This is a genomic window from Achromobacter sp. ACM04 (assembly GCF_014851465.1).
GTDB classification, from domain to species: Bacteria; Pseudomonadota; Gammaproteobacteria; order Burkholderiales; family Burkholderiaceae_B; genus Achromobacter; species Achromobacter aegrifaciens.
The window spans coordinates 1-23226 of record NZ_JACUZS010000005.1; the positions used below are offsets into that span (position 1 = coordinate 1).

The window sequence follows — 23226 nt, forward strand, 5'->3', positions numbered from 1 at the left end:
TCGAGGTTGCCCGCCACTCAGGCGCCCGCGCCGATGGGCTACTTGAATCTTGGACTGATGCGCTGCTAGAGCTGTGGTCAGGGACGATTCTTGGGCTGCCCGTCATTCTCGGCCGCGCGGGCGGCCGAGAATGACATACGTAATTTCTTGAATCTCGATTGTGTTCGCTTGCGCGAATGCGGCGAGTGGTTTGCTAATGGTCGCCAGCTCATGGGGGATGGGCGGTGATGGATGGCGCGCGGTGACGAACTGCTTGCGCATGCTGACCGTCACGCGCGCCACCCATCCCGCACTGACGTTGAATGACGATGGTTGGCCAACCGACGCGCTTCAACGTCCCGCATACCCAAAATCACCAACCACCAGCGCGCAGCGCCAACACGCGACGCAAGACACCGCGTAAGCCCCAAAAGGCCGCCCGCGACGACGGACGACCTACGAAGCGCTTATGCGCTACAGCACACTCGAAATCGCATCTCGCGCCTGATGAGACAACTCCAGCCGCGTAGGCAAACTCCCGTCCGGATGCCGCGCCGCCAACGGCGGCAGGAACACCACTTCGACGGCCAGTCCCGTCACCCCCAGCACCCGCCAGAGATTCGCGACCAAGGACTCTTCCCCCACGAACGCCGCGTAACCGCTGCGCTTGCCATGCTGCAGGAAGCGCAAGGCCACGGGCTGGATCTCGACGGCGGCCGAACGCGCCGGCTCGAACAGGCTGGCGTGGAAGGGCAATAACTCGAAACCCTCGCTCGTCGTGCCTTCGGGGAACAGCCCCACCGCGTCGCCCTGCTTGAAGCGGGCTTGCATGGATTCACCCATGGCGTGCACCGCGTGGCGCTGGCCGCGTTCGATGAAGAGCGTACCGGCGCCGGCCACCAGCCAGCCGATGATCGGCCAACTGCGGATTTCGCTTTTGGCGACGAAGGACGTGGCGCGCGCCGAGTTCAGCACGAAGATGTCGATCCAGGACACGTGGTTGGCCACCAGCAGCACCGGACCGGTCAGGCGCGGCTCGCCCTTGAGGACGACCCGCAGGCCACAGAAAGCCATCAGGCAGCGCGACCAGCGGCGGTTCAGCCAGGCACGTGATTTGGGGCCGATCAGGGGATATACCAGGCCAACACACAAGAGGCCGAAGAGAATCCAGGGCACCACGAGGAACAGCCTAAGGACAAAGCGCAGCAGCTTCAAACCGGAGTCTCCCAGGCCAGGCTGCCACCTACCACGGTGGCGCGTACGCGGCCGGGCAGCATCATACCCGCGAACGGGGTATGGCCGCTGCGGCTTTGCAGCGCGCCGGGCATCACCAGCCATTCGGCTTCCAGATCGGCCAGGCACAGGTCCGCTGACGCTCCCACGCCCAGATGGCCGGCGGATGCGGCCAGCGGAGAAACGCTGGCCAGCACCGCGGCGGGGCCGCAAGTGACCCGCGCCAGTGCTTCGGGCAGAGGTCGGCGGTGGTCGCGCGCCCACTTCAGGGCCAGGGACAGCAGCAGCTCCAGTCCGGTAGCGCCGGGCTCGGCCAACGGGAACGGCACGGCTTTGGCGGCGTCGTCGATCGGATTGTGATCGGAGCACAGCGCATCGACAGTGCCGTCGGCCAACGCGGCCTGGATCGCGTCGCGATCGCGCTGGCCGCGCAGCGGCGGGTTCAGGCGGAAGTCCGTATTGAAGAAGCCGATGTCCACGTCAGTCAGGTGCAGACTGTGGACGGACACGTCGGCCGTGACCGGCAAGCCCTCGCGCCGGGCGGCGCGCAGCAGTTCCAGGCCAGCGGCCGAGGACAGCCGCGTCAGGTGCACGCGCGCGCCGGTGGCGCGCTGCAGTTCAAAAATGGTGTGCAGGGCCACGGTTTCCGCCTGCGGCGGCAGCCCTTCGAGGCCCAGGCGCTCGGCGTAGGCGCCGCTTGCGGCGACAGCCCCGCGCGCGAGCCACGGATCCTGTGGTCGCAGCCACAGCGCCAGGCCCATGCCGCTGGCGTAGCGCATCGCGCCCCAGAGCACGCGCGTATCGGCGATGCCTTGTTCGCCGTGCGTGTAGGCGAGGCAGCCCGCCTGCGCCAGCAGGCCCATCTCGGCCAGCGTTTCGCCGGCCAGTCCCACCGTCATCGCGCCCAAGGGATGGACGCGGCATTGCCCGGCCTCGGCGTGGCGCATCAAGGCCTCGGCCTTGCCGGGTTCATCCAGCGGCGCGCCAGGGTCCGGTGGCAGCACCAGCCGGGTGACGCCACCGGCAAGCGCCGCGCGCAGTTCGGCAGCGGCGAAGGCCGCCGCGCCCGGTTGCGTGACGCGCGCGGACAAATCGATCAGGCCCGGCAACACCGCCAGCCCGCTGGCGTCCAGCGAGCGATCCGCTTGAAAACCGTCGGGCGCGCGGCCCACGGCGACGACGTGGCCGTCGGCGATGTAGAGGTCGTGCTGTCCGTCCACCGCGTTGGCGGGATCGATCAGCCGGCCATTGGCGATATGCAGCCTCACGACGCGTCTCCGGTCAGCAATTCCAAGGCGGCCAGACGCAGATGCTGCTCGATGTCCTCCAGCCGCGCCTCGATGGGCGCCAGGCTGGCCGACACATCGCCGTCGACCTCGATGGCGGGCGTCAACACGCCCGCCGGCAGCAGCAGGGCATCGGAGCGGGCCGCGGCCAGGGCATCCGGCGTCAGGCCGTAGGCCTGCGCGTATTCGCGTGCGGAAGGGAGTTGCGCGCCGCTGATGCCTTCCACTTGCAAGGGCAGCGCGATGATGACGTCTGCATCCTGCAAGCCCTCGCGCAGCGAGGCGCAGGCGCGCACGCCGAGCTGCGGCAGTCCGTCGGGCAACAGGGTGCGCGGCGCGGCGGCGCGGACTTCGGGCACGCCCAGCGTGGTCATGGCATGGATGACGGAACGCGCCACGCGCGAGTGGCGGATGTCGCCCACCAGCGTCACGGCCAGGTTGGTCAGGTCCTGCCGCGCGTCGAGCATGGCTTGCACCAGCGCCAGCGCGGGCAAGGGATCGGCGTGGCAGCCGTCGCCTGCGTTGAGGATGCGCAGGCCCGGCGCCGCGTGCGCGGCCGCGCAATGCGCCGCGCCGCTGGCACCATGGCGCAGCACCAGCAGGCCCGGGGCCAGGCGCGCGACGGTTGCGGCCAGCGCGTCGCCGGCCTGCGGATCCAGCATGACCGCAGACAGCGACACGCGCTGCGCAGCGGCGGCAAAGGCATCGCGGTCTTGCGTGGACTCATCGGGCAGGCACAGGAATACCGGCATCGCGGACGACGGGCCGGCTGGCGCCTCCCTCGTTGTATCGCCGCGCGCCGCCCAGGCGCGCGCCGCGTCCAGCAGCCGTTCGACGTGCCTGCGGGGCAGCCCTTCGGTGGTCAACAGGTGTATCAGTTCGCCGCGGCGATCGAGTTGCGGATTGAGCATAGGCAGTCCGGACCGCGTGCATCAAGCCGCAGGCAGGGTGTCCAGGTATCGTTGCAGGATAACAGCCGCCGCCATCGCGTCGTCCGCCGCATGGGTACCCAGCAGGCGCTGCGCCTCCATGCTGGAACCGCGTTCGTCGACCAGTTCGACGGCGAGGCCGAAGCGGCCGTGCAATTGATTGGCAAAGCGGCGGCAGCGCGCGGTGGCGGGTTGCTCGCCGCCGTCGGCGTCCAGGGCCAGGCCCACCACGACACGGTGGGGCTGCCACTCCTGCAAGAGCGCCGCGATGCGGCCGAAGCGCGCCTCGCGGACTTCGCTGAAGATGATTTCCAGCGGACGCGCCTGGCGCGTCAGCGTATTGCCGATGGCGATGCCGATCTTCTTCTCGCCGAAATCGAAGGCAAGCAGGGTCTCTTCAGGCATGTCCGGCATCGCCCGCCAGCATCACCGGATCGATGCCCAGCAGCTTCAGCGCGGCCGGATAGCGTTCCTCGGGGGGCACGTCGAAAATGATGTCGTCGTCAGCGCCCACGCTGAGCCAGGCGTTCTGCGCCATCTCGCTCTCGAGCTGGCCCGCGCCCCAACCGGCATAACCCAGCGTGACCAGCATGCGGGCCGGCCCCTTGCCGTCGGCCACGGCCTGCAGCACGTCGCGCGAGGTGGTCAGCGCCATGTCGCCCAGCTTGATGCTGGAGCTGTAGTCGCCGGCCGGCGCGTGCAGCACGAAACCGCGGTCGGTCTGCACCGGACCGCCAAAGAAGACCAGGGTGTCCTTCACGGGACCGATTTCGAGTGTCAGGTCGATGCGCTCGAACAAGGTGCCCAGCGTCAGGTCGGTGGGCCGGTTGATGACCAGGCCCAGCGCGCCACGTTCGGTGTGTTCGCAGACATAGATGACCGAACCCGCCAGGCTGCCTTCCACCATGCCGGGCATGGCGATCAGGAACTGGTTGGCAAAATTGGCTGCCTGCGTCGCGGCGTCTTCGTGATGTTTTTCCGTCATGGCAACCCCTACATGGGTAATCTGAAAGAACCGTGGGGAGGCCGCGCGTATCCAGCAAGCATCATGCCTGGCGGCAGTCGGGTCCACGGTTGCGAGGGATGGGGCCTAGCCCCATCTTACGAGCCTTGGCGGAATATGTCGGCGCTATGGCCTCAGATTTCCATCAATTCGAAGTCCTCTTTGCGGGCGCCGCATTCAGGACAGACCCAGTTCGGGGGCACGTCTTCCCAGCGGGTGCCGGGCGCAATGCCTTCGTCGGGCAGGCCGGCCTCTTCGTCATAGACCCAGCCGCAAATCAAACACATCCAAGTACGCATAGTTCTCTCTTACATCAATCCAGGCCCTTGCCCGGCATCAGGGCAAAGGTGAGGGGCTTCCATTAGAATGGGGACAATCTTACCGAAACCCAATAGGGGTTCCCCTGATTCACCGCAAATGAGTCCGGGCGCCCCCCCACTCTAACGCTGTCCAAGTGGCCCCCGTTACTCCCCCTCTCGTTTTGGTCTTCGGTCCGCTCGATCCCTCGGGTTCCGACGGCTTGCCGGCAGATGCCGTCACTTGTGCCGGCCTGGGTTGCCATGGCCTCGCGGCCGTGACCGCGCTGACCGTGCGGGATACCGCCGGCATCGAAGAAATCCATCCCGTTACACCCGACCTGCTGGACGATCAGGCGCGCTGCCTGCTCGAAGACATGTCCGTGCAGGCCATCAAGGTGGGCGGACTATACACCGCGGAAACCGCCAGCGTCGCAGCGCAGATCGCCGCCGATTACAGCCAGGTGCCGCTGGTCCTGCATCTGGGCCAGCGCGCCCAGCCGCCGGCCGACGCCGCCGACGAGGACGATGCCGACGACCTGCTGGCCGCCACCCTGGAGCTGGTGCTGCCGCAGACGGACCTGCTGATCATCGAGCACCTGCGCCTGGCGCAGTGGCACGCCGACGGCGACATTGATATCGGGGACGCACCGACACCCATGCACGCCCTGCTGGCGGCGGGCGCGGAATGGGTTCTGGTTCTGGGCAGCCCGCAGCGGCCCGGCCACTACGCCAACATGCTGCTAGGCCCCAACGGTCAGACCGCCACCCTGCCCTGGCAGGCGCCCCCGGACCGCAACGGCGACGCCGGCGGCGTGGCCGCCACTGCCATCGCGGCCATGCTGGCTCGCGGCCTGGAAATGCCGGAAGCCGTGCGCCAGGGGCTGGCGCACGCCGACGCGGCAGTCGCCGCCAGCTTCCTGCCGGGCATGGGCCGGCGCATTCCCAACCGGATTCCCTCCCAATGAAAGCGCTGCGCTTCCCCACTGGCCTGTATGGCGTCACCCCCGAATGGGACGACACCGATCGCCTGCTGCTGGCGGTGCGCCAGGCCGCCGCGGGCGGCATGCGCTCGCTGCAGCTGCGCCGCAAGAACGTGCCTGACGCCGTGCGCGCCGCCCAGGCCCGCGCGCTGGCGCCGCTGTGCCGCGAGCTGGGCGTAGTCTTCCTGATCAACGACGACTGGCGCCTGGCGCTGGAAGTGGGCGCCGACGGCGCGCACGTCGGCCGCGAGGACGAAAGCCTGGCGCGCATCCGCGCCGAGGCCGGTCCCGACCTGATCCTGGGCGGCTCCAGCTACGACGACCTGGGCCGCGCGCAGGAACTGCTGGCCGCGGGCGCCGATTACATCGCCTTCGGCGCCATGTATGCCTCCACCGTCAAGCCCGACACCGTGCGCGCGCCGCTGTCGGTGCTGACCGAAGCCCGCCGCCTGACGGACACCTGCGACGCCCCCCGGCCCGCGGTCGTCGCCATCGGCGGCATCACGCCCGACAACGCGCCGTTGGTGGCCCAAGCGGGCGCCGACGCCATCGCCGTCATCACCGCGCTATTCGAAGCGCCCAGCATCCGCGCCGCCGCGGCCGCATGCTCCGCGCCCTATTCCGCAAACCCCAACCGCAAGCCTTGAACGCCATGTCCAGTAACGCTCAGCTTTTCGAACGCGCCTGCCGCAGCATCCCCGGCGGCGTCAACTCGCCCGTTCGCGCCTTCCGCTCCGTGGGCGGCACGCCGCGCTTCATCAAGCGCGCGCAGGGCCCGTACGTGTGGGACGCGGAAGACAAGCAGTACATCGACTACGTCGGTTCCTGGGGCCCGGCCATCCTCGGCCATTCGCATCCTGAAGTGGTGCGCGCCGTGCAGGACGCGGCGGTCAACGGCCTGTCCTTCGGCGCTCCCACCGAAGCGGAAATCGAGCTGGCCGAAGTGCTGATCTCGCGCCTGCCCTCGCTGGAGCAGGTGCGCCTGGTCAGCTCGGGCACCGAAGCGACCATGACGGCCATCCGCCTGGCCCGCGGCGCCACCGGCCGCGCCAAGATCGTGAAGTTCGAAGGCTGCTACCACGGCCATTCGGACAGCCTGCTGGTGAAGGCGGGCTCGGGCCTGCTGACCTTCGGCAACCCCAGCTCGGCCGGCGTGCCGCCGGAATTCGTTTCGCACACGCTGACCCTGGAATACAACAACCTGGACGCCGTGCGCGAGGCTTTCGCCCAGCATGGCGCCGACATCGCCTGCATCATCGTCGAGCCGGTCGCCGGCAACATGAACCTGATCAAGCCGGCCCCTGGCTTCCTGGAAGGCCTGCGCGAGGTCTGCACGCAGCACGGCGCGCTGCTGATCTTCGACGAAGTCATGACCGGTTTCCGCGTCGGCCCGCAAGGCGTGCAAGGCCTGACCGGCGTCAAGCCCGACATCACCACGCTGGCCAAGGTGATCGGCGGCGGCATGCCGGTGGGCGCCTTCGGCGGCAGCGCCGAGATCATGAAGCACATCGCCCCGCTGGGCGGCGTCTATCAGGCCGGCACGCTGTCGGGCAACCCGGTGGCCGTGGCCGCGGGCCTGGCCACGATGCGCCTGATTGCCGCTCCGGGTTTCTACGACAAGCTGTCGGCCCAGACCGCCAAGCTGGCCCAGGGCCTGCAGGAACGCGCCCGCGCCGCGGGCCTGGCCTTCTCGGCCGACTCGGTGGGCGGCATGTTCGGCATCTACTTCAGCGATAAGGTCCCGACCTCGTTCGCCGAAGTCTCGGCCTGCGACACGGCGGCGTTCAATCGCTTCTTCCATGCCATGCTGGACCACGGCGTGCACTTCGCGCCGTCCGCCTTCGAAGCGGGCTTTGTCTCGGCCACGCACGACGACGCGGTGATCAAGTCCACCCTGGACATCGCCGAAAAGGTCTTCGCGTCCATGTAACGACGCCGGGGAGCCGGCCCGCGGCCGCTCCCCTTCAAGGCGCCTTGTAGTGCTCGTACAAGGCGGTCACATCCCGCACGTACGCCTGGGTTTCCGCATAGGGAGGCACGGCGTCATATTTGCGCACCGCCCCTTCCCCCGCGTTATAGGCCGCCAGCGCCAGATCCAGCCGGCCCGGATACTGGTCGATCAGCCGGCGCAGATGGCGCGAGCCCGCGTTCACATTGGTCGCCGGATCCACCAGCGCCGTCTCCACGTCAGCCACTGAAAGCAGCGGCGCCGCGGTGGCAGGCATCAGTTGCATCAGGCCCAGCGCCCCCTTGGGCGAACGCGCATCGCTGCGAAAGCCCGATTCGATTGCGATCACGGCCCTGAGCAAGGCCTGGTCCACGCCCGACTCCCGGGCCGCCCGGGCAATCAGCCCGTCATGCGCCTGCGGCACCTTCAGGTCTTCCCAACGCTGCGCGCGCGAGGCAGAGGCCAGCGTCACCAGGCGCGCACCATCGCCGGACTTGGGCTCGCAGTCCAGACAGACCTTCATGCTGCTGCCGCGCCAGGCGGTCCTGGCCTGCGCCCGCTTGTAATACTTGGCGTAACCCGTGGGCACCTTCATCGACCGCCACACGCCATAGGGATCCTTGTAGCGATAGATGTCGGCCGCCTGGGCGGAACCGGCGGGCGCCAGGGCCAGAACGCCGCTCACCAGGGCCGCCAGCGCCGCCATGCCCGCGGCGCGCGCCGCGAAGGCGCGCAGGGCCGGCAGGACGGGACAGGGATGGCGGTGCATGGGCGGCTCCGGCGGCGTCCGAAGACGCGGAATCGAGCTCCTATGCTGCTGCGGCAACGCCCTTTTGTCGCTAGTACCGACGCCCTAGTCCTGCCCGGACGGTCGCCATCCCAGGGGCAAACAGGGGCAGAACTAGGGCATGCGGCGGAATTTGCCCCACCTACTTTCCAGTAGCCTATAACGCTTGGGATAGAATATGACTTAATATTTCCTATGATTACCAAATAATTTCACCTGGCAGAAACACCAGGCTGGAGAGAGGCAAGATGGACGCAGAAAACACGCTCCGGCTGACGCTGGACGCCACGACCAACGTCCTGACGGCGGTCTACACGCCGCCCGCGCGTCCCGACTCGGCGGATTCCGCCCTGGCGCCCGCCTCGCCAGCCGAGACAGACGGCGCAACCGCCCTGGACACCGAGGTCAGCGTCGCGGTCGACGACGACGAACCGCGTCCCAACGTCAATGCCGACCTGCCCAGCTGGGACACCCTGGCAGCGGCGGCCGTCGCTCAGGGCTGGGGTGCCGAGGCGCTGGACAGCCAGGCCGTCCTGACCTTCATCGACCTGTGCCGCCACGCCAACGAAACCGTGAAGGCCCCGGTCGGCCAGGTCATCGACGGCTCACTAGAGCTGGAACTGGACGCCGAGCGCATGTCCGCCCTGCTAACCCTGCTCCCGCCCAAGGGCGGCAAGCCCGTCACGTTGGAAGCCGTGCGCCAGGTGCTGGCCGAACGCGGCATTGTCCACGGCATCCTGGAACAGGAGCTGATCGACGCCGTCACGCAGGGCCGCCGCGAAACCACGCAGATCGCCCGCGGCACGCCGCCCACCCGCGGCACCCCGACGCGCTTCGAAAGCCTGCTGGACCGCCTCAAGCCCCGCGGCCAGGATATCGACGAACTGGCCCAGGTCGACTACCGCGACCTCGGCAGCCTGCTCCTGGTCACGCCCGGCATGCCGCTGATGCGGCGCACGCCGCCCCTGCCCGGCGTGGACGGCAGCACCGTGCTGGGCGAACCGATCCTGCCCAACGAACTGCCTGACACGCCGTTCGCCAGCGACCTGTCCGGCGCCGCCGTCGACCCGGAAGATCCGCTGCTGCTGCGCGCCACCATCGCCGGTACGCCCACCCTGGTCAGCCACGGCGTGCAGGTCAATCCGCTGGTCGAAGTCGACGCCGTCAACCTCAGCACCGGCAACATCCATTTCGAAGGCTCGCTGCTGGTGCGCGGCGACATCGCCGCCACCATGGAAGTCCACGTGACGGGCGACGTGATGGTCAACGGCACCATGGAAGCTGCGCTGGTCGAGGCCGGCGGCAACGTCACGGTCAAGGGTGGCATCATCGGCCTGGCCGAAGCCCTGCAAGACGCCACCGCCGCCGCGCGCACCGCGCGCGTCGTCTGTGGCGGCGCACTGCGCGCCAAGTTCATCGAAAACGCCGTCATCAGTGCAGGCAAGGATGTAGACGTGGAGCGCGAAATCCGCCAGAGCAGCATCGCGGCGGGCGGCAGCGTCAACGTCGGCCCGCCCAACACCCAGCAAAGCGCCATCACCGGCGGCCAGACCCGCGCCATGCAGGCCGTACGCGCCGGCACCATTGGTTCGCCCTCGGGCATCCCGACGCTGGTGCAGGCCGGCCTGGATCCGCATGCCGACATCAAGCGTTCGGCATTGGCGCGCAAGCGCCAGAAGATGCACGAGGAAAAATCCAAGCTGGAGCAACTGCTGATGTTCCTGAAGGCCAATCCTCAACGCGCCCCGGGCGACGTAGCCGACCGCGCCCGCAACACCCACGTCAAGCTCAGCCAGGACCTGCTGGCGCTGGACGCGGAGGAAGCCCAGCTGGTGCTGGACCTGCAGCCCCTGGCCAGCGCCACCATCCAGGCCGCGCGCCGCTTCTGCGGCGGCGCGACGATTCAGGTGGGCAACAAGGTGCAGGAATTCCTGGAAGACCAGATCGGCGGCAAGGCCGCCGTCGAAGAAGGGCAGATCGTCATCCGCTGACCCTGCCCGCTGGCGCCCTCAGGGCGCCAGCTCCTTGAACCAGGCGCGCGGCGAAATGCCGCGGTCCGGCCCCAGGATGGAAAAGCCGCCGTCCACGGGTATGTCCACACCCGTCATCCACGAAGCCGCGTCGGAGCAGGCGAAGCACACCGCCGCGGCGATCTCCTCGCCCGACCCTACCCGCCCCAGCGGATGGAAATGCGCTCCCACCGCGTCCGCCGCCGGACGCGAACCACCCGACAACTGTTCCACCGACGGCGACCAGGTCCAGGCCGGCGACACCGCCAGCACGCGCACGCCGGCCGGCGCCAGCTCCACCGCGAAGTTCTTGGTGATCTGCAGCAGCGCCGCTTTGGACGCCGGATAAAGCGCGCGCCCGGCCGCGCCGAACTTGCCGCCGGTGCTGCCCATGTTCACCACCACGCCGCCGCGCGGCAGCAGCGGCGCAGCCAGTTGCGTGAAGATGGCCGCCGACACCAGGTTGGTGTCCAGCGTGTTGTGCCATTCCTCGCGCGACGAGGCCAGGCCCCGGTCCGCGTACTGGCAAGCGTTGTTGACCAGGATATCCAGCCGTCCGAAACGCGCCACGGCAGCATCGATGCAGCGCTGTATCTGCGCGTCCTGCCCGATGTCGGTTTCGCAGTACAGCGCACGGCCGTCCAGCTCGTCTTCGAGCTTGCGGCCGGCCTCGGCGTTGCGCCCGACCAGCACCACGTTGACGCCAGCCGCGGCCAGGCCGCGCGCGATGTCCGCGCCCAGTCCCTGGGTGCTGCCAGTGACGATGGCGGTCTTGCCGGCCAGCCCGGGAAAGCCTGTGAAATCCATGATGAATCCTTGATCAATGAGGCGCGGCGGCCCAGCGCACAGCTTCCGCCACCGGCCCGGTTTGCGCAATCAGGCGCATGCTGGCCAGCGACGCGTCGTGCACCGCCGGGTCGGCGGACGCGCAGGCGTCCTGCGCCACCATGACCTCGAAGCCGATGTCGGCCGCATGGCGCACCGTGCCCTCCACCACCGAATGCGTGGCGACGCCTGCCACCACCAGCCGACGCGCGCCCAAGAGCCGCAGGGTCTCTTCCAGCGGCGTGCCGTAGAAGGCGCTGATGCGGGTGTGCTTCACCACGAACTCGCGCGCGCTGCCGGCCAGCGGCTGCAGCCCCTCGTAAAACGCGCTGCCCCACTGCCCCTCCGGCACCGCGCCGATGGCGGCCACGTTGCGGAAGATGGGGCAATTGGCCATCAGGTCGGCGTAATCCGGCCGGAATGCGATGCGCACGTGCACGATGGGCAGATCATGCGCCCGCGCCCCCGCCAGCAGGGCCGCCGCGTTGTCCAGCAGGCGCTGGCGCGCCCCGCTGTCCGCATCCAGGCCGACACGGATCTTGCCCTCGGGATGCAGCACGTCGTTCTGGAAGTGCAGCGCCAGCACCGCGGCGTCGGTCGCAGTCACACGAACACCTCGAACACGTCGTGCACGTCGTCGCAATTGACCAGATCCACCCGCTTCATGCGGATACGCCAGCTGTCGCCCTCGGCGGCCAGCTTGTGGGTATAGCGGCCCGCCAATTGGCGCGGCTGGCGCTTGCGCCATTCGGTCATCTGGAAGGTGGAATGCACCACCAGATTACCGCCGGCGTCCACGCCCTCGATCTCCACCGCACCCACCAGCCGCGCGCTGCGTGTGGGCGGCTGCTGCGACCAGTTGCGCGGATGCTCCAGCCGGCGGATGCGCACGTCGCGCAGCATGCGGTCTTCCCAGAACAGCGAGATGTGGTCGTAGGGGCTCTGCTGGCCCGGCGTGCGCGGCATCCAGTACATGCCGTCGGCGGTCCACAGCGCCTGCCAGTCGTCGTAGCGGCGTTCGTCCAGCAGGCGGGCCTCGCGGTACAGGAACTGCGCGATGCGGTGATAGGCGTCGGCCGGGACCTCTGCCGGCGACAGGCCTTCCGTGCTCACGTCGAAATCAAGGTCTAGCAGCATGAGCGGTCTCCGGTGGCGGCTTCGGCGGCGGCGGGGCCGGCTTCCATATAGGTCTTCCAGGCGTCGAACTGGTTGCGCATGGGCAGCTCGCTGGTGCCGTTGACCGACACCAGGCCTTCGCTATCGCTGCGGTCGCTGCCGTGGTAGCGGTGCATGCTGACCCATTCACCGCCTCTCGTGGCGTTGCCTTCCTGGCAGCGGTTGTAGAGTTCGATGTCGTCCGGCATGACGTTGGACGAAGGCGAGTTGATGACGTTGGCGTACAGCATGGCGCGCTTGAAAACGCCGTCCGGCGCGCCCTTGCAGCGGAAGGTCTGGATCTCGATCATGGTGCGGTCGACGGCGATGGGTCGGATCACGCGGAACTGCTGGAACACCGTGTGGGGCGAGCCGCTGCCGTAGATCACCGTGTTGTGGCGGTTCATGCCCAGGATCTCGCGGGCGCGCGCCTCGCCGTAGGCGGCGGTCAGGGTTTCGAAATGCGCGCGCGACACCGGGTCGCGCTCGGCCGCGCCCGGATTGAAGATGCCTTCCATGTAGCCGTGGCCGTTGGGATAGGCGCGCAGCTCCAGCTTTTCCCAGAATTCGTAGGGTTCGCCGTTGCCGTCCATGATGTGCAGCTCCAGCGGCATCTCGCCCATTTCCTTGGCTTCGTCGCGGGCCGCGGCATACGACGATTCATGCGTGACGCGGGCATGCATGGTGTCGTGCAGGTTCTCGTAGAACACCTTCCAGTTGGAACGCTGCATGACGCGGAAGATGCCACCGGCCACTTCCACCTCGCCCACCGGCGAACGGTCGCAGAGATTGTCGATCGACGAGCGCACGCCGCCCAGGAAGTCTTCCAGCGCCGGGCCGTCCTTGGCCTGGCTGGCGAACACGAAGCCGCGATAGCTTTCCACGCGCGCCACCCGGCGCATCGAAAAGGACGGATCGGCGGGATCGTAGGCCGTACCCTCCAGCCCCTGCTTCAACGGCACGCCCAGATGGCTGCCGTCCAGCTTGAAGGTCCAGGCGTGGTAGGGGCAGCGGAAGAACTTGCCGACGCAGCCCTCGCCGTCGGCCACTACCTTGGCGCCCTTGTGCGGGCAGCGGTTGTACAGCACATGCACGCGGCCGTCGGTGGCGCGCACCATCAGCACGTCCTGGTCGCCCAGGCGCGTGGTGTGGTAGTCGCCCGTCTTGGGCACCTGGCTTTCGTGCCCCACGTAGATCCAGGCGCGGCCATAGATCCGCTGCATCTCCAGGTCGAAGATGGCGGGGTCGGTGTAGACGCCGCGGTGCACGCTGTCGCCGCGCACCATCGCGGCCAATTGCTCTTCGGTGTATGACATGTCCGGCTCCTACTTGTTCTCGCTTTCTTTCCAGCGCGCCATCAACGTGTTCGACGGCAGGGTCTCGTCCAGCAGCTTGGCAGCGGTCTCGCGACCGGCCACGGGCAGGCCCTTGGGGTCCAGCAGGCCCACCTGCACCAGCACGCTGGCCTGGTCCCAATAGATGTGCTCGTGATAGAGCTTGTCGCCGCGGAACTTGACGATGGCGATCAGCGGAATCTCCACGTACTTGCCCGTGGGCTTCACGCCCGGCAGCAGCCAGTCGATCTCGGTGGTGTGCGTGAAGCAGAACAGCAGCTCGTCCACGATCTGCGTCGCGCCCACCGTGCGCGACAGCGGCACCAGGCGCGTATCCGGCGGATTGCTGTTGACGAAGTGATGCTGGTAGAAGCGGCTGAGCTCCTTGTGGCCCACGCCCCCGGTCATGGTGGGGATGTGGTTAACGTAGGGTTCGGCCACCATGGTCGCCATGGTCGCCGCCACATCGCGCGTGCCGAATTCGTACTCGCAGTGCTTGTCCCACAAGTACGAATAGTCGAACTCCGGCCCGATGGCGCGTTGCAAGGCCGCCATGCTGCGCTGATGCGCCATCAGCGCCGAAGGCTTGTCGTAATGGTCCCCGCCCGTGCGCGCGAACGCATGGTCCATGCCCGGGTAGACGTAGATCTGCACCCCGGGCTTGTTGCCCAGCGCTTCCAGGATGCGCTGACGCGCCTCGGGCGGACAGAAGCCGTCCTGCTCGGCGATGTGCAGCACCAGCCGGCCGCGCAGTTGCGCCGCTTCGTCCAGGCTGTTCTCGATGCCTACGCCGTAATAGCCGATGGCCACGTCCACGTCGGTGCGGCAGGCGGCCAGGTAGGCCAGCTTGCCGCCCAGGCAGTAGCCCAGCACGCCCACCCCGCCCTGCTGCTCAGGCAGCCCGCGCAGCGCGGCGATGGTGGACGCGATGTCCTTCAGGCCCAGCTCTACGTCGAATTTCTGGTAAAGCTCGAAGGCGCGCGGCATATCGGCCGGGCCATCGGTCAGCTGGATGCCCGGCTGCTGGCGCCAGAACAGGTCCGGCACCAGCACCACATAACCTTCCTCGGCCAACAGCTGCGCCGCGCGGCGCATGAAATCGTTCACGCCGAAGATCTCCTGGCACAGCACCAGGCCCGGGCCATGCCCGGACGCCGGCACGGCCAGATAGGCGCCGAAGGACTTGCCGTCATGCGAGGCCACCGTCACTTCGCGCGTCGTAATGTTCTGGGTCATACGTATCTCCTTGTTGCGGATGTCCGCCCTACTTCATCTGGCATGCTGCGGCGAAAGGGTCCTGATACTGGGTCAGCACCGTGCCCGACAGCTTATTGGACAACTTGCCCCCCGCCCCGGCCTCGACGATGCGCAGGTAATAGTTCTGCACCGGATATTGGTTGCGGTTGAACTTGAAATCGCCGCGCACCGACTTGAAGTCCGCGCGCCGCAGCGCCGGACGCAGCGCGTCCGCCTCCAGCTTGCCGCCGGTCTGGCGCACCGCGCTGTCCAGCAACATGGCCGCGTCATAGCCCTGCGAGGCATACAGCGTGGGGCTGCGGTTGTAGGTCTTCCGGAAGTCCTCGACGAACTTGCGGTTGGCGGGGTTGTCCAGGTCCGAGGCCCACTGCGAGGTATTGCGCATGCCCTCGATGGGCGCGCCCACCGCCGCGATGGTGTCCTCGTCGCCCGAGAAGCCCGGCGCCAGCAGCGCGATCTCCTTGGACAGGCCGGCGCCGTTGAACTGCTTGATGAAATTCACGCCCATGCCGCCGGGCAGGAAGAAGAACACCGCGTCCGGCTTGCTGGCGCGCAGGCGCGTGATCTCCACGCCATAATCCAACTGCCCCAGCTGGGTGTAGATCTCTTCGGACAGCCCGCCCTTGTACAGGCGCTTGAAACCGTTGAGCGATTCGCGTCCGCCCGGATAATCCGGCGCGATCAGCGCCACGCTCTTGTAGCCCTGGTCTGTGGCGTACTTGCCCATCGCGGCCGGGATGTCCTCGTTCTGCCATGCCACCGCGAAGAAATTCGGATTACAGCCTGCGCCCGCATAGTTCTCCGGGCCAGTATTGGTGCTCAGGTAGATGGTGCCCGACTGCAGGATGGCCGGCATCACCGGCAGCAGCACATTCGAGAACACGATGCCCGTCATGACGTTCACGCGGTCGCGCTTCAACAGCCGCTCTACCGCCTGGCGGCCCGTGTCCGCCTTCTGCTGGTCGTCCGCCACCACGACTTCCGCCGGCAAGCCGCCGAGCTTGCCGCCCGTATGTTGCAGCGCCAGGTTGAAGCCGTCGCGGATCTCGTTGCCCAGCGCCGCGCCCGGCCCCGACAGCGTGGTCAGCAAACCGACCTTGACCTTGTCCGCCGCCGTCGCGCCCGCCGCCGCCGTCATGCACACCAGCGCAGCCAGCGCGCGCCGGCTCCATAGATTCCGATTCATGAGCCACCCCGTTATCCCCGCCTGGCCATGCCGGCGGAAAGCTGACAGAACCCGTCTGCCGTCGGTTAACGCATGCTGCCGAACAACGCCGCCAGCTTACGCGCCGCGGCGGCGCCCTCCAACTTGCACGCGAAGGGCCTGCCGGCTAGATTAGGCCGCGCCAGGGGGCCGCTCTATCCGGATTCCGTCAGCCTTATCCGGGAATCACTTAATTCCAAGTCCTTGACGTTTAAATTACCCTCGGCAGTGACACGGGAGCGTTCCCGTCCCGGAGGCATCCATGCACGGCTGGTCCCGACTTACGCTTGCGCCGCTGTTCAAGCGGCGCGTCTTCAGCTCCACCCAGCAGGACGAGACGCGCACCCTCGTATCTGAAGCCCTGAAGGAACACCGTCTCACCTGGAAGGGTGGCCGCGTCGATGCCGAACTGAACCGGGGCCGCTTCGGGTCGCTGACGGTCTGTACGCTGCGCTACGGCGCCGAAGTCCACATCGAACCCGACCGCCTGCAGGATTTCATGCTGGTCCAGGTCCCCCTGAGCGGCCGCGCCTGTATCGAATGCGGCAACGACCGCGTCGACGCCGACCCCGACTGCGCCGCGGTCATCGCCCCCAACCGCCCGCTCAAGCTGCACTGGGAAGCCGGCTGCGAACAACTGCTGCTCAAGATCCCCCGCGGCAAGCTCGAAGCCATCGGGCAGCGCGCATTCGGCGAGGCCGCCACCCGGCCGCTGGATTTCAGCCCCGCCCTGCGCCTGGATAATCCCGTGGGCGCCGTCTGGCGCAGCATGGTCGAAAGCCTGATCCACCTGCTGCCCACCCTGGATGACGGCGCCCCCCGTCCGCCCGCAGCCTGGCTGGAACACCTGGAAGACACGCTGGTGCTGCACCTGCTCTACAACCAGCCCAACAGCTGGCAGGCGCACGCCGGCATCGCCCCCGCCGTCCCGCGCCGCCTGAGCGCCGCCGAAGCCTATATGCGCGACCGCCTCGCTGCTCCGCTCACCCTGGCCGACATCGCCCGTCACGCCGGCGCCAGCGCCAGCGCGCTGACGCGCCTGTTCCAGGAACACCGCAACACCACGCCCATGAATGCGCTGCGGGCGCTGCGGCTGGACGAAGCCAGAAACCGGTTGCGCACGCAGACAGGCGCCAGCGTCACCGAAGTGGCGCTGGGCGTAGGGTTCGGACATCTGGGGAGGTTCTCGGAGTATTACCGGGAACGTTTCGGGGAACTGCCGCGCGAGACGCGGCGGGTCATGGAGTGACGGGTCATGGAGTAACTCAAGCCACCCGCGCTCCTCCGATGGAAACCACCGTCGCGCTGAAGTCCTTCAGCAACGTCTCCCTGCGCGCCGCCACGCTCTCCATCGCGGCCTCCTTCACATGCCCGTACCCCCGGATGTCCTCGGGCAAGCTCGCCAGCGCCACCGCACGATCCAGATTCCCGCGATTCAATTTCGACAGGATCGCCGTGATCGTCTCCCGGTACTCGCGGATCAGTTCGCGTTCGGCGCGGCGCTCGGCCGTGTAACCGAACGGGTCCAGTTTCGTGCCGCGCAATCTCCGCATCCGCGCCAGCACCCGGAACACGCGCAACATCCCCGGGCCATAGCTGCGCTTGATCAGGCGGCCTTCCTGGTCGCGCCGCGCGAATAGCGGCGGCGCCAGGTGGAAACGCAGCTTCCAGTCGCCTTCGAACTGCGCTTGCACCCGTTTGAGGAACTCTCCGTCCGAATACAGCCGCGCGACTTCGTACTCGTCCTTGTAGGCCATCAGCTTGAAGTAGTAGCGTGCCACCGCCAGCGCCAGCCGGTTGGTGCCCGTGGCCTCGCGCTCGGCGCGCGCCACCTTGTCCACCAGTTCGGTGTATTGCAGGGCGTAAGCCTGGTTCTGGTAGTCGGTCAGGAAAGCCCTGCGCATCGCCACCACCCGCTCCAGTTCGCCGGTCGGCTTCTTCAGTTCCATCACCGGACTGACGGCGCGCGGGCGCTTGAGTTCGATGATGCCTTCCGGCCGCGACGGCGCGCCGCCGTTGGCGATCAGGCGCTTCACGTCCGCCAGGTCGTGCGCGGCGCGGCGGCCCCAGGCAAAGGCTGCCAGGTTGTTCGGCACCTGCTGGCCGTTCAGTTCGATGGCGCGCAAGAGCGCCTGCTGCGACAGCGGGATCCAGCCCTTCTGGTAGGCGTAGCCCATCATCAGCGGATTCGAGTAGATCGCGTCGCCCAGCAAGCCCAGGGCCAATGCGGCGGCATCGACGGTGGCCAGGTGCTCCTTGCCGCAGGCGGACGCCAGGTCTGCGGTCAGGTTGGCGCCCGGCAGCGTCCAGTCCGGATTGCCGACGAAGGCCGCGGTCGGCGCGGTGTCGCTGTTGAGCAGCACGCGGGTGCGCTCCGGATTCACCCGCGCCATGGATTCGGCGCTGGTGGCCACGACCAGATCGCCTGCCAGCAGCAGGTCGGCCTCGCCCATGGCGACCCGCGTATTCAGCAGGCGGTCCGGCGTCTGCGCCAGCACCACGTGCGAGTACACCGCGCCGCCCTTTTGCGCCAGGCCCGCCATGTCCAGCACCGAACAGCCCTTGCCTTCCAGGTGCGCGGCCATGCCCAGCAACTGGCCTATGGTGACCACGCCCGTGCCGCCCACGCCGGCGATGAAGACGCCGTAGGGCTGATGCAGTTCGCGCGCCGCCGGATGCGGCACGTCGTCGTCGATGGCGCCGTCCTGCGCCAGGGCGTCCGGCTTCTTGAGCTTGCCGCCTTCCACCGTCACGAAGCTGGGGCAAAAGCCCTTCAGACAGGAGAAATCCTTGTTGCAGCTGGACTGGTTGATCGTGCGCTTGCGGCCGAACTCGGTGTCCAGCGGTTCCACCGACAGGCAGTGCGATTTCTGTGAACAATCGCCGCAGCCTTCGCACACGCGCTCGTTGATGAGCACGCGGCGGGCCGGATCCGGGTAGGCATTGCGCTTGCGGCGGCGGCGCTTCTCGGTGGCGCAGGTCTGGTCATAGATCAGCACCGATACCGCGGGATGCTCGCGCAGTTCGCGCATGACCGCGTCGAGTTCGTCGCGATGCCGCACCGGCACGCCTGGGGCCAGTCCCTCGACATGCTTGTACTTGTCGGGATCGTCGGTGACGACGATGATTTTCTCGATGCCCTCGGCCGCCACCTGGCTGCTGATCATGGGCACGCTCAAGGGGCCGTCCACCGGCTGCCCGCCCGTCATCGCCACCGCGTCGTTGAACAGGATCTTGTAGGTAATGGGCACCTTGGCCGCCACTGCCGCGCGTATGGCCAGCAAGCCCGAATGGAAATAGGTACCGTCGCCCAGGTTGGCGAACACGTGCTTTTCCTCGGTGAACGGAGCCTGTCCCACCCAGGGCACGCCCTCGCCGCCCATCTGTGTAAAGACATCGGTGCTGCGGTCCATCCAGCGGACCATGTAGTGGCAGCCTATGCCTGCCATCCCGCGCGAACCTTCCGGCAGGCGGGTCGAGGTGTTGTGCGGACAGCCCGAACAGAACCAGGGCTTGCGCTCTTCGACCACGCGCGGACGCGCCAGCGCCTGTTCGCGGCCGCTGATGAAGGCCAGGCGCGCCTCGATGCCGGCGCGCACGTCCTCGGGCAGTTCGAAGCGCAGCAGGCGCGCGGCGATGGCGCGCGCGACCATCGCGGGCGAGAACTCGTAGTGCGCCGGCAGCAGCCAGTTGCCCTGCGGCACCGACCATTCGCCGCCGTCCTTGTCGTCGAACTTGCCGACCACGCGCGGAATCTTCTTGCCGCTGCCGATCCAGCTGAACAGTTCTTCCTTCAGCTGGTACTCCAGCACCTGGCGCTTTTCCTCGACCACCAGGATCTCGTCCAGGCCTTCGGCGAAATGCTGCATGCCGGTGGATTCCAGCGGCCAGACCATGCCGACCTTGAACAACCGCAGGCCGATGCGCTGGCATACGGACTCGGACAGCCCCAGGTCGGACAGCGCCTGGCGCGTGTCCAGATAAGCCTTGCCCGAGGTCATGATGCCGAAGCGCGCATCGCGCTGCGGCACGTGCCAGAGTTCGCGGTTGAGCTTGTTGGCGCGGGCATAGGCCAGCGCGGCATAGAGCTTGTAGTCCAGCAGGCGGGCTTCCTGCTGTAGCGGCGTGTCGGGCAGCCGGATGTTCAGGCCGTCGGCCGGCAGCAAAAAGTCCTGCGGCAGCAGGATCTCCACGCGATGGGGATCCACGTCCACGGAAGCCGAAACTTCGACGATGTCGGTGATGCACTTCATGCCCACCCAGACGCCCGCGTAGCGGCTCATCGCCCATCCATGCAGGCCGTAGTCCAGCACTTCCTGCACGCTGGACGGAAACAGCGCGGGAATCATGCAGGCCTTGAGGATGTGGTCGCTCTGGTGCGGCAGGGTCGAAGACTTTGCGGGGTGGTCATCGCCTGCCACCACCAGCACGCCGCCGTGGCGCGAGGTGCCGGCCGCGTTCGCGTGCTTGAAGACGTCGCCGCAGCGGTCCACGCCAGGCCCCTTGCCGTACCACATGCCGAACACGCCGTCGTACTTGGCGCCGGGGAACAGGTTGACCTGCTGCGAACCCCACACCGCGGTGGCGGCCAGGTCTTCGTTGATGCCCGGCTGGAACTCGACGTGATGCGCCTTCAGGTACTTGGCCGCCTTCCACATGTTCTGGTCCACGCCGCCCAGCGGAGAGCCGCGATAACCCGACACGAAGCCCGCCGTGTTCAGGCCGGCGCGCGCATCGCGCACGCGTTGCATCATGGGCAGGCGGACCAGGGCATGGATGCCGCTCATCCAGGCGCGCCCGGATTCCAGGGTGTACTTGTCGTCCAGCTGGGCGGATTCAAGCGCGGCACGCAAGGCGGGCGAAACAGGAGCGTTCATGTCGACTCCAAGGGATCCAGGAACCCCGGCCGGCTACGCGCGACACCCTCTTGAAGCGCACGCGGGCGAGCAAGGGACGTGAATTGCGGGCGCTGGCGCGCTTCTGTTTCCATTGTTTGTAACCGCTAGCCCCGACCCGGGCAATAGGGCGATGCGATAATTGCCGCCATGGACTTCGCCCCTCGTATCGTCGACTGGCAGCGCCGCCACGGCCGCCACGATCTCCCCTGGCAAAACACCCGGGATCCTTACCGCATCTGGCTCTCCGAGATCATGCTGCAGCAGACGCAGGTGGCGACGGTCATTCCCTACTACGAACGCTTCCTGCAGCGCTTTCCGGACGTCGCCGCGCTGGCGGCGGCCGCGCAGGAAGACGTGATGCCCTACTGGGCCGGACTGGGCTACTACGCCCGCGCCCGCAACCTGCACCGCTGCGCGCAAGAAATCGCGCGCGACTGGGACGGACGTTTCCCGCCCACGGCCGAAGCCATCGCCACGCTGCCCGGCATCGGCCGTTCCACCGCCGCCGCCATCGCCGCGTTCGCCTACGGCGAGCGCTCGCCCATCCTGGACGGCAACGTCAAACGCGTATTCACGCGGCACTTCGGCATCGCCGGCGATCCCGCCAAGCGTGAAGTCGAACAGAAGCTATGGGCGCTGGCCGATGCGCAGGTCGAGGCCGCGCCCGGCCTGGACATGGCCGCCTACACGCAGGGGCTGATGGACCTGGGCGCCACGCTATGCACGCGCGGCAAGCCCGCCTGCGAGGCCTGTCCCGTGGCGGACAGCTGCGTGGCCAAGCGCGAAGGCCGCCAGGCCGAACTGCCCACGCCCAAGGCGCGCAAGGCGATCCCCGAACGCGAGACCTGTATGCTGGTCCTGCGGCACCAAGGCGCCTTCCTGCTGCAGCAGCGGCCCGAACCCGGCATCTGGGGCGGACTGTGGAGCCTGCCCGAATTCGACGTGTCGCAAGACCCCGACAGCGCTTCCCGCGCGCTGGGCCTGGAGCCTGAACAGCGCTTCGAGCTGGCGGCCTTCGCCCACACCTTCACGCACTACCGCCTGCACATCCGGCCCTGGCTGGTGCCGGTGCGCGCAGCCGGGCTGCGCGAGTCCGCAAGGCCGGAGCGCTGGGTGCCGGCGGATGAACTGCCGTCGATGGCGCTGCCGGCGCCGGTGAAAAAACTGCTGCAAGGACTGGTCGAAGCCGGGATGCAGGACAGCCTGTTCAAGGGCTGATCTTTCAGGGCTGCGCGCCCCCGCCCAACAAGATCACCAGCTTCAGGTCCGGATGCGTCGCCAGCCGGAACGTGATCTGCTGGTAAGCCAGCTTGCCGCGGCCCGGATGCTGGAACTCACGCAGGCCGCCTTCGCGCTCGACCACCGCGTGGCGCGTCCACCAGTGGGCGAACACCGGGCTTTGCCGGTTCAGGTTGTCCAAGAGCGCCAGCACGGCCGGCTCGTCCAGATGCGCGCCGGCGTCGGCGCGGAATTCCGCCACCACGCGGCGAGCGCGCTGGTCCCAATCCACCACCAGCTCGCGGGCGGCGGGGTCCAGGAAGATATAGCGCAGCAGGTTGGGCTCGGCATCGCGCGCCGGCCAGTTGTCGAACAGGTCGCGCAGGGGCTCGTTGTAGGCCAGCACATTCCAGGCGCGGTCCAGCACGTAGGCCGGGGCGTTGATCGCGTTCACGCATTCCTGCAAGGGACCCGGCGCGCCGGCGTCGTCGCGGGCATGCTGAGGGTCGGCGCAGTCGGCCAGGTCGAACAGATACGCGCGTTCGGCGCGGGCCAGTTGCAGCACGCCCGCGATGCGCGACCAGACCGAGGGCGATACCGACACTTCCCGCCCCTGTTCGATCCAGGTGTACCAGGTGACGCTGATGCCGCAAAGCTGGGCGACTTCCTCGCGCCGCAGTCCGGGCGTGCGGCGGCGCATGCCTTCGGGCAGGCCGGCCATCTGGGGCGTGATGCGGGAGCGGGCGCTGCGCACGAATTCGCCCAGCGCCTGGCGGCGCAGGGGGGAGCCTTCGTGACCGGCGGCGCCGGCTTGGGGGGAAGTAGTCATACCAGGATGAGCAATGGACTTGTACGTGTATGGGCGGCCGCCTATCTTAGCGC

At 67.9% G+C, this 23226-nt stretch carries 22 protein-coding genes; 6 read left to right on the forward strand and 16 right to left on the reverse strand.

The genetic code is table 11. The features are described from left to right. Window positions 1-102: 102 nt before the first annotated feature. The 7 genes from IB259_RS25315 to IB259_RS25345 form a co-directional block, all read right to left on the reverse strand. A complete protein-coding gene (locus IB259_RS25315) occupies window positions 103-261 on the reverse strand; it encodes a hypothetical protein (protein WP_175180455.1) in 159 nt (52 codons plus the stop codon). Between the two features lie 192 nt (window positions 262-453). Beyond that, window positions 454-1194, reverse strand: coding sequence for a 1-acyl-sn-glycerol-3-phosphate acyltransferase (locus IB259_RS25320; protein WP_054459385.1), 741 nt, complete (start codon window positions 1192-1194; stop codon window positions 454-456). After that, complete coding sequence (locus tag IB259_RS25325; protein WP_054459386.1) at window positions 1191-2480, reverse strand: dihydroorotase; 1290 nt, start codon at window positions 2478-2480, stop codon at window positions 1191-1193. The genes IB259_RS25320 and IB259_RS25325 overlap by 4 nt, the downstream gene beginning before the upstream one ends. Next, window positions 2477-3409, reverse strand: a complete 933-nt coding sequence (locus IB259_RS25330) for an aspartate carbamoyltransferase (RefSeq protein WP_192330424.1) — start codon at window positions 3407-3409, stop codon at window positions 2477-2479. The genes IB259_RS25325 and IB259_RS25330 overlap by 4 nt, the downstream gene beginning before the upstream one ends. A gap of 21 nt (window positions 3410-3430) precedes the next feature. Next, entirely contained in the window at window positions 3431-3832 is a 402-nt protein-coding gene (ruvX, locus tag IB259_RS25335; RefSeq protein ID WP_054459420.1) for a Holliday junction resolvase RuvX, read from the reverse strand. Further along, complete coding sequence (locus tag IB259_RS25340) at window positions 3825-4412, reverse strand: YqgE/AlgH family protein (protein WP_054459390.1); 588 nt, start codon at window positions 4410-4412, stop codon at window positions 3825-3827. Before IB259_RS25340 ends, ruvX begins: the two co-directional genes overlap by 8 nt. Before the next feature lie 152 nt (window positions 4413-4564). Continuing rightward, a complete protein-coding gene (locus IB259_RS25345) occupies window positions 4565-4729 on the reverse strand; it encodes a rubredoxin (protein ID WP_003814980.1) in 165 nt (54 codons plus the stop codon). Window positions 4730-4884: 155 nt separating this feature from the next. Here IB259_RS25345 and IB259_RS25350 point away from each other — a divergent pair, with 155 nt between their 5' ends. From IB259_RS25350 to hemL, 3 genes are read left to right on the forward strand one after another with little or no spacing between them, the layout of a single operon-like run. Beyond that, complete coding sequence (locus IB259_RS25350) at window positions 4885-5694, forward strand: bifunctional hydroxymethylpyrimidine kinase/phosphomethylpyrimidine kinase (protein ID WP_119452196.1); 810 nt, start codon at window positions 4885-4887, stop codon at window positions 5692-5694. Continuing rightward, entirely contained in the window at window positions 5691-6356 is a 666-nt protein-coding gene (thiE, locus tag IB259_RS25355; protein ID WP_054459393.1) for a thiamine phosphate synthase, read from the forward strand. The genes IB259_RS25350 and thiE overlap by 4 nt, the downstream gene beginning before the upstream one ends. Window positions 6357-6361: 5 nt before the next feature. Further along, window positions 6362-7639, forward strand: a complete 1278-nt coding sequence (gene hemL / locus IB259_RS25360; RefSeq protein WP_054459395.1) for a glutamate-1-semialdehyde 2,1-aminomutase — start codon at window positions 6362-6364, stop codon at window positions 7637-7639. Between the two features lie 34 nt (window positions 7640-7673). On the opposite strand, the gene IB259_RS25365 is transcribed toward hemL, so the two are convergent. Beyond that, complete coding sequence (locus IB259_RS25365) at window positions 7674-8426, reverse strand: lytic transglycosylase domain-containing protein (protein ID WP_054459396.1); 753 nt, start codon at window positions 8424-8426, stop codon at window positions 7674-7676. A 266-nt stretch (window positions 8427-8692) separates the two neighbouring features. Between IB259_RS25365 and IB259_RS25370 the strand changes: the two genes are divergently transcribed. Then, window positions 8693-10435, forward strand: coding sequence for a DUF342 domain-containing protein (locus tag IB259_RS25370; protein WP_119452195.1), 1743 nt, complete (start codon window positions 8693-8695; stop codon window positions 10433-10435). Window positions 10436-10453: 18 nt separating this feature from the next. Here IB259_RS25370 and IB259_RS25375 read toward each other — a convergent pair whose 3' ends face one another. Genes IB259_RS25375 through IB259_RS25400 form a run of 6 tightly spaced genes read right to left on the reverse strand, consistent with a single transcriptional unit; the run spans window position 10454 to window position 16210 of the window. Continuing rightward, window positions 10454-11260 (reverse strand): SDR family oxidoreductase, encoded by an 807-nt coding sequence (locus tag IB259_RS25375; protein ID WP_054459400.1) that lies wholly within the window; start codon window positions 11258-11260, stop codon window positions 10454-10456. 13 nt (window positions 11261-11273) lie between these two features. Beyond that, a complete protein-coding gene (locus tag IB259_RS25380; RefSeq protein WP_054459402.1) occupies window positions 11274-11885 on the reverse strand; it encodes a cysteine hydrolase family protein in 612 nt (203 codons plus the stop codon). After that, entirely contained in the window at window positions 11882-12415 is a 534-nt protein-coding gene (locus IB259_RS25385; protein ID WP_054459404.1) for an aromatic-ring-hydroxylating dioxygenase subunit beta, read from the reverse strand. Before IB259_RS25385 ends, IB259_RS25380 begins: the two co-directional genes overlap by 4 nt. Then, window positions 12406-13749 carry an aromatic ring-hydroxylating dioxygenase subunit alpha gene (locus tag IB259_RS25390; RefSeq protein WP_175212749.1) on the reverse strand — a complete coding sequence of 448 codons (1344 nt, stop codon included), beginning with the start codon at window positions 13747-13749 and terminating at the stop codon, window positions 12406-12408. The genes IB259_RS25385 and IB259_RS25390 overlap by 10 nt, the downstream gene beginning before the upstream one ends. Before the next feature lie 9 nt (window positions 13750-13758). Next, window positions 13759-15003, reverse strand: a complete 1245-nt coding sequence (locus tag IB259_RS25395; protein ID WP_054459407.1) for a dienelactone hydrolase family protein — start codon at window positions 15001-15003, stop codon at window positions 13759-13761. Between the two features lie 28 nt (window positions 15004-15031). Continuing rightward, window positions 15032-16210, reverse strand: coding sequence for an ABC transporter substrate-binding protein (locus IB259_RS25400; protein WP_054459409.1), 1179 nt, complete (start codon window positions 16208-16210; stop codon window positions 15032-15034). Between the two features lie 280 nt (window positions 16211-16490). On the opposite strand from IB259_RS25400, the gene IB259_RS25405 reads away from it, so the two are divergent. Beyond that, entirely contained in the window at window positions 16491-17477 is a 987-nt protein-coding gene (locus tag IB259_RS25405; RefSeq protein WP_119452194.1) for an AraC family transcriptional regulator, read from the forward strand. Window positions 17478-17493: 16 nt separating this feature from the next. Here IB259_RS25405 and IB259_RS25410 read toward each other — a convergent pair whose 3' ends face one another. After that, entirely contained in the window at window positions 17494-21105 is a 3612-nt protein-coding gene (locus IB259_RS25410) for an indolepyruvate ferredoxin oxidoreductase family protein (protein ID WP_192330426.1), read from the reverse strand. 168 nt (window positions 21106-21273) lie between these two features. Between IB259_RS25410 and mutY the strand changes: the two genes are divergently transcribed. Beyond that, window positions 21274-22344 (forward strand): A/G-specific adenine glycosylase, encoded by a 1071-nt coding sequence (mutY, locus tag IB259_RS25415; RefSeq protein WP_054459414.1) that lies wholly within the window; start codon window positions 21274-21276, stop codon window positions 22342-22344. 4 nt (window positions 22345-22348) lie between these two features. Here mutY and IB259_RS25420 read toward each other — a convergent pair whose 3' ends face one another. Then, on the reverse strand, window positions 22349-23173 hold the full coding sequence (locus IB259_RS25420; RefSeq protein ID WP_054459416.1) for a helix-turn-helix transcriptional regulator: 825 nt from the start codon (window positions 23171-23173) through the stop codon (window positions 22349-22351). Window positions 23174-23226 lie beyond the last annotated feature (53 nt).